Consider the following 11,457-nt stretch of genomic DNA (forward strand, 5'->3'; position numbering starts at 1 on the left):
GACCATGGATACCAAGGCCAACGGACCCCATTCCACCCCAGTGCTGGATCGCATTGATGAAGCCATCATTGATGTCTTGCGCCATCAGGGGCGTATCACCTACGAAAAGCTGTCTTCGCTGGTGCACCTGACGCCCAGGCCCTGCCTGGAGCGGGTGCGCAAGCTGGAGCGGCGCGGGGTGATTCGCGGCTACGGCGCGATCATTGATGTGCAAATGGTCTCGCCGGGGTTGTCCTTGCTGGTACTGGTGGCCTTGTCGAACCAGAGCGGGCGCTCGGCGCAAAAAGCCTTCGAAGCCTGCGTCAAAGCCTGCCCACAGGTGTTCGAGTGCCAATTGATCAGTGGCCCCTTCGACTACAGCCTGCGCATGCGCTGCCGGGACATGGAGCACTACCGCGTGCTGACGGAAACCTGGTTGAACAATGATGAGCTGCACATCGACAAACTGGTGGCCCATCCGGAGCTGGCGGTGGTGAAAAACACCGCGACTGAGTTGGCCTGAACCCCATCGCCTCACACGATGCAGATCAGATGTGGGGGGTGGACTTGTGTGGGCTTGCCTGTGTGGGAGCTGGCTTGCCTGCGATGCAGACGCCTCGGTCTATCAGCTATACCGAGGTGATGCTATCGCAGGCAAGCCAGTTCCCACACAAGCCAGCCCGCCATATGCTTCCCATATGTTTCCCACATGTTTTAACCGTGCCCGCCTGAAATCCGCTTGCCGGGGCGCTCACCAATCAGCTTCGCCTGCCCATCCCGCTGCTTCCCCGTCCGCGCCTCGCTGATCAACCCCGGTATCAACTTACCCTCCGGCAAATTCTTCCAGAACCGGCTCGGCAGGTGCCCCTCCATGACCTTGGGATTCAACCGCGCCGGGTTGAAGATATGGCTGTAATAGGTCAGCCACATGGCACTGTGTGGATCTTCGACATTCTGCGCCAACTGCTGCCATTGCTCCGGGCATTGGCGTTGATGAATCAACTGCTCACCGTCGTAATACACCCCATCCAGGGGCGTCGCGATCATCCAGCGATGACGGCCCATGCGCCCGACAAAATGCTGGCTGGCACTGTGCAAAATATCGTGGGCCGGTTCGTGCCAGGCCACGTACTCCGGCAACTCCGGCCCCGCCGCCGCCGGCAGCGCGATAAAACGCACAAACGCATGCAGATGGTGGGCCTCACGCCTTACCTGCTTGATCCGCCGTTGCAACTCGCTGCCCAGTTGATCCCCCGCCATCATCGCCGTGCGGTCACCATGGCTGACGCGCCACAGCACTTCATACAACAGGCTCCAGCGCTGCTCACCGTGGTAACAGGCGGCACTTTCCAGCAGCTCCAGCAGCGCCTTGGGAATGCGTGCCTGGAACGGGCCATTGTGCGTGGGGTAGTGTTCATCGGTGGCAAACAGGTCCGCCACTTCCACTTCGCCCCAACTGACATGGCTGGGGTCGATCTGATGGCTGAGCAGCCAGCGTGCCTGCTCGCGCCAGGTGCTGAACAGGTTGTCGCATTCCAGGCTGATCATCCCCATAACCCCATCTGTTGCGGTTGCGGGCGGTCGCGCAGTTGCTCGCGCAGCAGCACGCTGGTGCTTTCCGCCTGCTGGGGGTGGTAGTCGCTGGTGATGAAGAACGGCTTGGCCTTGGTCAACACGCAGCGCATGCGCGCCAGGTCTTCAAAACGGATCTTGCGTTGCCGGCGCAGCTCCACCAGGCGTTCGGTGGTACGCAGGCCAATCCCCGGGATACGCGCGATCAACGTCGCCTCGGCACGGTTCAGGTCCAGCGGGAACACCTCGCGATGCTCCAGGGCCCAGGCCAGCTTCGGGTCGATATCCAGCGCCAGATCCCCCGGCCCCGCGAACAGTTCGTTGGCGCGGAAACCATAACTGCGCAGCAGAAAGTCGGCCTGGTACAAACGGTGCTCGCGCATCAGCGGCGGCGCCGCCAGGGGCACGCTTTTCGGGCTATTGGGAATCGGGCTGAACGCCGAGTAGTACACCCGGCGCAACTTGAAGTTGCCATACAGCGCCTCGGCACCGTGCAGGATGGTGCTGTCGTCGGTGTCATCGGCGCCGACAATCATCTGCGTGCTTTGCCCGGCCGGGGCGAACCGCGGTGCCCGGGGCTCGTTGAGCACGGTTTGCTCGCCGGTGAAAATCGTCTGCATCGCCTGCTTGATCGAACCGATCTGCTTCTCCGGCGCGAGGATCTGCAGGCTTTTATCGGTGGGCAACTCAATGTTCACGCTCAAGCGATCGGCATACCGCCCGGCCTCGGCAATCAATGCAGGATCCGCTTCGGGGATGGTCTTGAGGTGGATATAACCGCGAAAGTCATGCTCCTCACGCAGCAACTTGGCGACCCGCACCAGTTGCTCCATGGTGTAGTCCGCCGAACGAATGATCCCCGAACTGAGAAACAGCCCGCTGACGCAATTACGCCGGTAGAAGTCCAGGGTCAGGCTCACCACCTCCTCCGGGTTGAACCGCGCACGGGGCACGTCACTGGAGCGGCGGTTGACACAGTATTGGCAGTCGTAGAGGCAGAAATTGGTCAGCAGCACCTTGAGCAACGACACACAGCGCCCATCGGGTGTGTAGCTGTGGCAGATGCCCATGCCATCGCTCGAACCCAGCCCGACCTTGCCCTCGGAGGTGCGCTTGGGCGCCCCGCTGCTGGCGCAAGACGCGTCGTACTTGGCCGCATCGGCGAGGATGCTGAGTTTTTCGATCAACTGCATGGCGGGCTACCGGATACTGTATTTTTGTACAGTATCAGCAGCGACACCCGGCATTCAAGGAGAGATCGGCGAACGGTAAAACAAATAGTTGTGGGAGCTGCCGACGTTTTTTCAAACATATCAAGAACAGTTGAGCGACCCCGAGCCTTCAATCGTCGCGCGTCAGCACTTCCAGCAACTCAATCTCGAAATGCAGATTGCTATGGGGCTGGATATGCGCGCCCATCGCCCGCTCGCCATACGCCAGATGCGCCGGCACAAACAGCTTGCGCACGCCGCCGACTTTCATCCCCATCAAGCCCTGGTCCCACCCCTTGATCACACGCCCGGTGCCAATCACACACTGGAACGGCTTGCCCCGCTCCCAGGACGAATCAAACACCGTACCGTCTTCCAGGGTGCCGGTGTATTGAGTGGTGATCAGCGCCCCCTTGACCACGGCTTTACCGTCGCCTTGGCGGATGTCGGTGATTTGCAGTTCTTCGTTGCTCATGGGGGATCTCGTTGGGTTCACACTGGCTGCCTTTTTCCCAGAATCAAGCGCCTTTGGCAAGTGCACTCTTAAGGATCCAGACTACGCCTCAGCCAGAAGCGCCTGACTTAACCTCAGCCATCTTTTCCCCTCTTATAAAAAATCAACCACCCCGGTTGCACAACAATAAGAGGTCACACCCCAATGAGCCAACCAACAAGCCCTGTCCGCGTCGCTGTCGTGCAGTTCGACCCCCAGGTCGGCCTGGATAACCGCGAAAGCAATCTGCATCGCAGCCTGGCCTTGGCTGCCGAGGCGGTCAATGGTGGGGCTAACCTGATCGTACTGCCCGAGTTGTCGAACTGCGGTTACTTCTTCAGCAGCCGCCAGGACGCATTCGAGCATGCCGAGCCCGTTCCCGGCGGGGCCAGTGTGCAAGCCTGGATGGCGTTTGCCGCCACCCATCAGGTGTATCTGGTGGCGGGCCTGAATGAGATCGAGGGTCGGCAGTTATTCAATACTGCGGTATTGCTGGGGCCGGATGGGTTGATCGGTAAGTACCGCAAGGCCCACCTATGGAACCTCGAGAAGCTCTGGTTCACCCCTGGCAACCTGGGCTTTCCGGTGTTTGAAACGCCTATCGGGCGCATTGGCCTGTTGATCTGCTGGGACATCTGGTTCCCGGAAGTACCACGCATCCTCAGCCAGCAAGGCGCCGATATTATTTGTAGCCTCAACAACTGGGTGTGGACGCCGCCGCCGCTGTTCGACGAGGCCGGTAAATGCATGGCGTCGTACCTGACCATGACCGCCGCCCACGTCAATAATGTGTTTATCGCCGCCGCCAGCCGGATCGGTGAGGAGCGTGATGCACGCTACCTGGGGTGTTCGTTGATTGCCGGGACCAATGGCTGGCCTATCGGCAAAGTGGCGTCGGCTAACCGCCAGGAAATCCTCTTCGCCGATATAGACCTGACCAGCGCCCGCAGTGCGCCGATCTGGAACAGTCTCAACGACCTGCACCGTGACCGGCGCGATGATCTTTACGATCAGATGCTCGGGTATTGCCAGCACCCCGCCCTGCCACGCTAAAGGGAGGGCGAGTCATGGAAAATTTATTCATGAAACCTGGAAACGAGCGATCTCGGGTCGATAAGGCGATCATCGCATTGGGGCTCATCAGCATCTCGCTGATTGTCTGGACGGTCCTCACGCACCAAGGCTCCTGGCCTAGCTACGGCGATATGGTGGCAGCATTTCCCGACCCCATCGCCTGGCTACGCTGGGTACTGGGAGATGTCAGCGAAGTGGCCTTCTACAAGCATGAGCTGGCCTCCCTCGGGTTGTTGGCCGGTGCATACCTGGCCTGGTGGGCCAGCCGCACCGGCAAGCGCTGGCAAGGCTTTGCGATTTGCTACGGCAGTGGGCTGTGGCCGTGGTTGGTGACCAGTTCCCTGCTGGGCCTGCTGCTGAGCAACCTGTTATGGGGTTGGACGGTCACCGCCGAGACCTGGCAACCCACCTTCGCCGCGTTTGTTTCACTGCCGGCAGCAATGGTCCTGATGTTTGGGGGCGGTTGGAAAGTCACCCTCAATGGCGCGTTGTTGGGGGCGCTGCTGGTCACGCCGATGTGCTTGCTGATCGTCAATTTTGTCTGTGTACCGCTGGATTTGCCGGTGGTGATTGGTAACGTGCTGGGCATGGCGGCGGGCAGCGTGATTGCCTTTGTCATCTGTCGCCGCGTGCCGATTCTGGTGCACTCGGACTATATCGCCGCAGACAAACCATTGCCGCTCAAACCGCCAACCTATGGCCTGGGCTGGAGCTTGCGCAGGGTCTTGGCCGATTTTTCCGAAGCGCCGTTCTTCGGCAATGAGTGGGCCAGCCTTGGCCTGCTGGCGGGAGTCCTGCTGGCGTATGCCTTGAACCCGTTGAGTGCCGCCTATGGGTCGGGACTGGTGCTGCAACTGATCGGTGCACAGGCGCTGACATCGGCTCTGGGTGTGCTGATCTGGCGCAGTCAGTGGATCAAGCGCGGTTGGTATCCCACCTACGTGCCGCTGGTCTCGGTCGTACCGGCAGCGGTGCTGACCCATGGCGGGAGTTGGATGGTGATTGGATCGAGTGCGTTGCTTGGCGCGTTGATCGCGCCGCCGCTGGCCTGTGCCATTGCCGGGCGGCTGCCGACACACGTTCATCCCTATATCGGTAATGTGATCTCGATGGCGTTGAGCACCTTGCTGATTGTGCCCGTCGTTGGAAGATTGATCGCGTAAACAACCGGGTAAGGCTCTTGAGCCTTACCCGCTCCCAGCCTTACAGCCACCGCCAGAACCGCCCCCAGAACCCCCGCTCCAGATCCGCCTTGCACCCTGCATACTGGCGCGCATACAGATCGGAACGGGCCTTGACCTTGCCGGCTACCGGCAACAGCCACGCCTTGCTGGCATAGGTGCGATTCCGGTAGCCGCCCCAGCCTTCATGGTAGTTGAGGTACTGGCCATAGGCGTCGTATTTGTATACGCCGTTGATGCTGGCGGTCTTGTCCATGTACCAGCCGACAAAGTCGATCGCGTCGTCGAAGTCCTGGCGGCTGGCCCAGTTGCGGCCGGTGCTTTTCTGGTAGTCGCCCCACACTTCATCCTTGGCCTGGGCGTAGCCGGCAGCGGTGCTGACGCGGCCCCAGGGGATGATCCACAGCAGGTATTTGCGCGGAGTCTTGGCGTTCTGCCGGAAGCCCGATTCCTGATACATGATGGCGAACGGCACCTGGATCGGCACACCCCAGCGCTTCTGGGTGACTTTGGCCGCGTCGTACCAGTCGTCCTTTTCGCGGAAGATGCCGCAGATGTCGTCAGGGGTGCGTGGCGGCGAGGTACCGCACGCCGCCAACAGGGTGGTGAATAGCAGGAGGGCTGTGGTTTTTACCGGGGTCAAAAGCATACCTTTGCGTGAGCGCGAAAAAAGCCGACAGTTTACGCGCTCACGCAAGGTGTTGCGGTTACGAATCAATGGGCCTTGATCAAGCCACGGGCACTTTGCGGGTCGAAATGGCCAGGCGACCGATGCCAAAGCTCAATGCGGCACCCAGTACCAACATCAACAAGGTGCTCCACGCCGCGCGGGACAGTTGCTTGGCTGCCACTTCACCGGCCTCGCGGGCCTTTTGTTCGGCCTGGGCCTTGAGTTCTTCGACTTTCTGCACGGCCTGCTGATAGGCCTGGGCATAGTTCTCGACAATCTGGCTGGCCTCGGCCTGGCTCTTGCCAGTACGGGCGGCGACGATGTTCACCAGCGCCTCTTTGTCGGCCGCATTCAACGCCGGCTCACCAGAGGCTTTGACGCGCTCGAACCATTGCTTGAGTTCGGTCGCGGCCTGGGCCGGGTTGGTGGCGGCATCAGTGGCCGATTGCTGACCGTCTGCCGCTGCCTGGTTAGCTGTTTGCTCGACGTTAGCCGGATCCAGTTCAACCTTGCCGCTTTGCTTGAGCAAGGTGTCGAGTTCGCCCTGCAGGCTATCCCAATCCAGGCTGATGCCCTTTTCGTCCAACTGCTGCTTGACGCTGTCGCTGATGCCGGGGGCCACGGCGGCAATGCCGCTACCGGCCGCCGACAGGCCTTTGCCTACGACATTGCCCGCGGCGCCGACCACGCTGGTGGCCAATGCCGCCAGCAGCCACGTGGTGAGCAAGGTGGTGATGGTCCAGCTCAGGACACCATGCAAGCCCCCGCGATCCGGGGCTGTGCGGCCGGCGACAAAGGCGCCCACGCCAATCGCCAACAGCGTGGACACAAACAGCCAGATCCCGGCGCCAGTGCCAAAGCCGCTCAACGGGTTGCCTGCCGCCATGGGGTCGACCGCACTGGCGCCGATGGCGGTGCCCAGTACGCTGAGTACCAGGTAGGTCACCAGGGCAATTGCACTGCCGGCCAGTACCGAGCCCCAGGACACACGAAAAGGCGAGCGATGGGTTTCAGAGAGGGAGGTCATAATCGTTCCTTGGACAAATGAGTAGACCTTCAGTTTGTCCAGGCCGACGCCTGCGGTCTCGGCACAAATGCACTAGGACGACTGGTGCATTCGCACCCCGTCAAGCTGAATCGGTCTGCACTATGCTCAAGGCCAGTTGTCGTACTCCACACAAGCCAGACATGCCCTGTTGCAGGCGCCGATGTCGTTATGTAGCCATTTTGGAGAAACCATGAGCCAGGCCGTTCTCGCCCAAGAAACCAATCGCCGCCAATTGCAGCAGATCATTTCCGGACTGTCCGATGGGGTGATTCTCGCCGAGATCGACCAGAGCATTCTCTGGGCCAACGAAGCCGCGCTGGCCATGCATGGCCTGGATGACATTGCCGGGCTCGGCGCCAACACCGCCGAATACGCCGAGCGCTTTGCCCTGCGCTACCGCAACAATCACCCGCTGCCCCTGGAAGCCTATCCGCTGAGCCGCGTGGCCAACGGCGAAGAGTTCAGTGATGTGGTGGTCGAAGTCACGCCCAGCGCCGACACCGACCGTACCTGGGTCCACCGCCTGCGCAGCCTGGCGCTCACCGACAGCGCCGGCAAGCCGGAACTGCTGGTGCTGATTTTGAGCGATGCCACCGAATGGGCCAGCGCCGAGCAGCGCTTTGAAAAGACCTTCAACGCCAACCCGGCGCCGGCGGTGATCTGCCGCTTGAGTGATCTGCGCTATATCAAGGTCAACCAGGGCTTCCTGGAGATGACTGGCTACAACCGCGACCAGGTGATCGGCCGTTCTGTGTACGAACTGGACGTGCTGGAACAGGCCGAGCGCAAGGAGCTGGCAATCCAGCGCCTGGGCGAAGGCGCGACCATCCCGCAGATGCAAGCCGAGCTGAAACTGCCCGAAGGCGGCAGCAAGCTGGTAATTGTCGCCGGCCAGCCGCTGGATATGAACGATGAGGAATGCATGCTGTTTTCCTTCACTGACCTAGAGCCCCGGCGCAAGGCCGAAACCGCCCTGCGCCAGAGCGAGGAGCGGTTTGCCAAGTCCTTCCGCCTGACGCCGGTGCCGACCCTGGTGTGCGACGCGGACAATCAGCAGGTGGTGGACGTCAACGACGCGTTCATGAGCGTCACGGGCTACACCAGCGAAGAGTTGATTGGGAAGTCCATCAGCGATATCGACTTCATCGACAGCAAGGAGGTCTGCACGCAGTTGTTCGCCACCCTGGAAAAAGCCGGCAACCTCGACGGCCAGGACCTGAAAATCCGCAAAAAAGGCAATGAGGTGATTGATTGCGTGGTGTCGGCCGACACCGTGAGCATCCAGGACACGACCTGTTACCTGCTGGTGATGATGAATATCACCGAGCGCAAACGCTCGGAGCTGGAGTTGGTGTCGGCCATCGAGGAAGTGATGAAGGACGCGTCCTGGTTCAGCCAGACCCTGATCGAAAAACTGGCCAACGCCAAGAGCGTCAACAGCCCCAACCTGACGACCATCGCCTTTACCGACCTGACCGCCCGCGAGCGGGATGTGCTGGGGCTGATTTGCGAAGGCCTGGCCGACAAGGAAATCGCCTCGCGCTTGAAGCTGGCACCCAATACCGTGCGCAATCATGTGGCCACGGTGTACTCCAAGCTCAACGTGCACAGCCGCAGCGCCGCCATCGTCTGGGCCAGGGAACGCGGGTTGTTTGCCGGGGAACGGCGGGCAAAAAGTGCGAAATAAGGTGCAAATGCACTAGGGCGACCAGTGCAAATTCGCCTTATTACCGGGCGATGGGCTGCTTAACCTTGAAGGGTAGGCACAGGGTTTGATGCCCTGTGTCATGGCGAGTTTTTTGCCCTTGAAGGAGGCAGCATGAACAGTGAACAAGTCACCGGCCGCGTGAAAAAAGCCGTGGGCAAGGCTCAGGACTTTCTCGGCGAAATGACCGACGACGAACAACTGCAGGCCCAGGGCGTAGCGCGCCAGGCGGCCGGCCAATTGCAACAGACCTATGGCGATGCGCTGGACACTGTTGGTGACTTTGCCCAGCGCAAGCCCCTGGCCACCGTGGCGATCGTTGCTGGCGTGGGCCTGGTGCTGGGCCTGTTGCTGCGTCGTCGTTGATGGGGGCTGGCATGTTTACCCTGGCCCAACTGCGTAATTGCATCGAAGAAGCCCTGTTACCGCTGACCTGCGAATTCACCCTGTGCCGCGACTCGTCACTGACCTTGAAAGTGTTTGACGCCCAGAGCGGCCGCGTGGACCTGGTGGTCACCGGGATCAGCGTCAACAAACTCAAGACCCCGCAGGACGTCGCAACGATGGTCGAGGAACTGCGCTACGAATTGCACAGCAACACCGTGGGCGGCGCGCTCTCCATCTGACAACACCCCTCTGTAGGGGGCATGCGCCTACCCCTGTGTGGGCTTGCCCGCGATGGCGGTGAGACAGCCAACAGTGACTTGACTGACCCACCGCCATCGCGAGCAAGCTCGCTCCCACTGGGGCGCAGCTCCGCGCTTTGGCCTTGTCTACAACGGGCGTGGCTTCAACGATGCCCCTATAAAGTAGAACAGCCCCCCGGCCACGATAAACCCCGCCAACATGTAGAACATGTAGTGCGCCGGCAGGCTGGCCAGCACCAGGCCGCACAACACCGGCCCCAGTGCGGCGCCGAGGTTGGAGAGGTTTTGCGCACCGTAGTACATGCCGCGCAGGTGGTCAGGGGCGATGCGGTCGATAAACATGTATTCGGCGGGAAACACGATGATCTCCCCCACGGTGAAGATCGCCATCGACACCACCCACCACCACACGCTGGTGGACAGCGCAAAACCCATCACCCCGAGCATGAACATGCCCAGCCCGAAGATCAGCCAGCGGCTCAGGTGACGGTGGCTGATCTGCCGACCGATCACGTATTGCAGGGCGATGACCAGCAGGGCGTTGGTGGTCAGGATGGCGCTGATCACGGTGTAGGTGTATTCGGCGTCCGAGGTGGTCACCAGGTACTGCGACAGGTAGGCGGTGAACTGCCCGAATACCACGGCACTGAGCAGGCCGCCGAGGGTGAAGCACACCAGGCGATGATCGCGCAGCAATACCCGGCCCACCGCCAGGAACGGCACCGGTTTTTGCGCGGCGTCCACCGTGGCCAGGCTGCGGTCGCCCCAGCGCCAGTACAGCAGGAAGAACCCCATCCCCAGCAACACCGACAAGACAAACGGCAAGCTCATATCGACCTTGGCCACCATCGCCCCCAGAAACGGCCCTACCGCGTAGCCGATATTGGTCAGGGTGTACTTGATGGAAAACACTTCGCTGCGCGCATCGACCGGCAACAGGCTGGCAAAGCCGGCCTTGACCGCGACATCGATCACCGCATACGCCAAGTTGATCAGGATCAGGCAACTGTAGAAAAGCCATAGCTCGCGAGCCAGCAAGGTGCCGACGAATCCCAGGACGAACAGCAGGCTCAGGCCCAGCAACAGCCGGTAGCTATTGACCCGGTCCACGAGGAAACCGCCGTACACGCTCAACAGGGAACCGACGATCAACGAGCTGCCGATCACCAGGCCCACTTGGCTGATGCCCAGGGCGAAGTGACTGGACAGGTAGATCACCATGTACGGAAAGGTGATCGCCTTGGCCAGGGTCAATACCAGCGTGGCCGATAGCAGCAGGTTTACGCTGCGGGGGTAGTTTTTTATTGTTTTCAGCATCCTGCTCTCGTTTCCTGAAAAGAGTCGTAGCACACGCCATGACGGGCGCATTGCGCAGCTACCTTACCTCAGGATGAGCAGCAAAAAAGACTGTTTTATGCATTCGTGCATGCGATTTTTAAATGCGCGCAGCGAAGGGGGGGAAAAGCGGCATCAGCCCGTTTCCCCCCGCACCCGTTATTTGGCAGGGGTGATGTCGAGGATGGTGCCATTGGTGATTTTCACCAGCACATAACGATCATTGATCCGCGCCCACTGGCTGTCGTCGTGGGGCGGTTTCAGGCCGCGCTTTTTCCAGTCGCCCAGGGCCGACTCCTTGCGCACCAGGATATCCGGCGCACGGTCTCCGACTTTCAAGTCTCGGGTGTTGATGTTCGAAGGCTCCACGGTTTTCTGCGGATTGTCCTCGGCTTGCACGGTAACGCTGGCGGTGGACAGGCTGGCGGCAACCAGCAGGCTGGCAATCAGGGACGTTGCTTTCATGGGTATTCCTTCAGTAAATAATGCGTACCCAGGTTCCGACAGCAGGGCCCTGCAATCATTCACCGGCAATACAGCCA

At 60.7% G+C, this 11,457-nt stretch carries 13 protein-coding genes; 6 read left to right on the forward strand and 7 right to left on the reverse strand.

Annotated elements, in window-relative coordinates; translation table 11 throughout:
- Positions 1-4: 4 nt before the first annotated feature.
- Complete coding sequence (locus tag PSH80_RS16140; protein ID WP_057439425.1) at positions 5-502, forward strand: Lrp/AsnC family transcriptional regulator; 498 nt, start codon at positions 5-7, stop codon at positions 500-502.
- 191 nt (positions 503-693) lie between these two features.
- On the opposite strand, the gene PSH80_RS16145 is transcribed toward PSH80_RS16140, so the two are convergent.
- From PSH80_RS16145 to PSH80_RS16155, 3 genes are all read right to left on the reverse strand, one after another.
- The gene (locus tag PSH80_RS16145; RefSeq protein WP_057439426.1) at positions 694-1,527 is read right to left on the reverse strand and encodes a TIGR03915 family putative DNA repair protein; all 834 of its coding nucleotides are present in this window, start codon (positions 1,525-1,527) and stop codon (positions 694-696) included.
- Positions 1,524-2,744 carry a putative DNA modification/repair radical SAM protein gene (locus PSH80_RS16150; RefSeq protein WP_057439427.1) on the reverse strand — a complete coding sequence of 407 codons (1,221 nt, stop codon included), beginning with the start codon at positions 2,742-2,744 and terminating at the stop codon, positions 1,524-1,526. The genes PSH80_RS16145 and PSH80_RS16150 overlap by 4 nt, the downstream gene beginning before the upstream one ends.
- Before the next feature lie 148 nt (positions 2,745-2,892).
- On the reverse strand, positions 2,893-3,237 hold the full coding sequence (locus tag PSH80_RS16155) for an FKBP-type peptidyl-prolyl cis-trans isomerase (RefSeq protein WP_057439428.1): 345 nt from the start codon (positions 3,235-3,237) through the stop codon (positions 2,893-2,895).
- A 183-nt stretch (positions 3,238-3,420) separates the two neighbouring features.
- Here PSH80_RS16155 and PSH80_RS16160 point away from each other — a divergent pair, with 183 nt between their 5' ends.
- Positions 3,421-4,308 carry a nitrilase family protein gene (locus PSH80_RS16160; protein ID WP_057439430.1) on the forward strand — a complete coding sequence of 296 codons (888 nt, stop codon included), beginning with the start codon at positions 3,421-3,423 and terminating at the stop codon, positions 4,306-4,308.
- Between the two features lie 14 nt (positions 4,309-4,322).
- Complete coding sequence (locus PSH80_RS16165) at positions 4,323-5,492, forward strand: hypothetical protein (RefSeq protein ID WP_169990470.1); 1,170 nt, start codon at positions 4,323-4,325, stop codon at positions 5,490-5,492.
- A 40-nt stretch (positions 5,493-5,532) separates the two neighbouring features.
- Here PSH80_RS16165 and PSH80_RS16170 read toward each other — a convergent pair whose 3' ends face one another.
- The gene (locus PSH80_RS16170) at positions 5,533-6,153 is read right to left on the reverse strand and encodes a hypothetical protein (protein WP_225923796.1); all 621 of its coding nucleotides are present in this window, start codon (positions 6,151-6,153) and stop codon (positions 5,533-5,535) included.
- Between the two features lie 85 nt (positions 6,154-6,238).
- Positions 6,239-7,207, reverse strand: a complete 969-nt coding sequence (locus PSH80_RS16175) for a hypothetical protein (RefSeq protein ID WP_198792713.1) — start codon at positions 7,205-7,207, stop codon at positions 6,239-6,241.
- A 211-nt stretch (positions 7,208-7,418) separates the two neighbouring features.
- Here PSH80_RS16175 and PSH80_RS16180 point away from each other — a divergent pair, with 211 nt between their 5' ends.
- The 3 genes from PSH80_RS16180 to PSH80_RS16190 all read left to right on the forward strand — a co-directional run bounded on the left by PSH80_RS16180 (position 7,419) and on the right by PSH80_RS16190 (position 9,559).
- On the forward strand, positions 7,419-8,915 hold the full coding sequence (locus PSH80_RS16180) for a PAS domain S-box protein (protein ID WP_115128535.1): 1,497 nt from the start codon (positions 7,419-7,421) through the stop codon (positions 8,913-8,915).
- A 132-nt stretch (positions 8,916-9,047) separates the two neighbouring features.
- Entirely contained in the window at positions 9,048-9,299 is a 252-nt protein-coding gene (locus PSH80_RS16185) for a CsbD family protein (protein ID WP_057439434.1), read from the forward strand.
- An 11-nt stretch (positions 9,300-9,310) separates the two neighbouring features.
- On the forward strand, positions 9,311-9,559 hold the full coding sequence (locus PSH80_RS16190; RefSeq protein WP_038441863.1) for a DUF1652 domain-containing protein: 249 nt from the start codon (positions 9,311-9,313) through the stop codon (positions 9,557-9,559).
- A gap of 147 nt (positions 9,560-9,706) precedes the next feature.
- Here PSH80_RS16190 and PSH80_RS16195 read toward each other — a convergent pair whose 3' ends face one another.
- A complete protein-coding gene (locus PSH80_RS16195; RefSeq protein ID WP_057959124.1) occupies positions 9,707-10,897 on the reverse strand; it encodes an MFS transporter in 1,191 nt (396 codons plus the stop codon).
- A 177-nt stretch (positions 10,898-11,074) separates the two neighbouring features.
- Positions 11,075-11,380, reverse strand: a complete 306-nt coding sequence (locus PSH80_RS16200) for an RcnB family protein (RefSeq protein WP_057959123.1) — start codon at positions 11,378-11,380, stop codon at positions 11,075-11,077.
- Positions 11,381-11,457: the final 77 nt, after the last annotated feature.

The organism is Pseudomonas sp. FP818 (assembly GCF_030687335.1).
Classification (GTDB): Bacteria; Pseudomonadota; Gammaproteobacteria; order Pseudomonadales; family Pseudomonadaceae; genus Aquipseudomonas; species Aquipseudomonas shahriarae.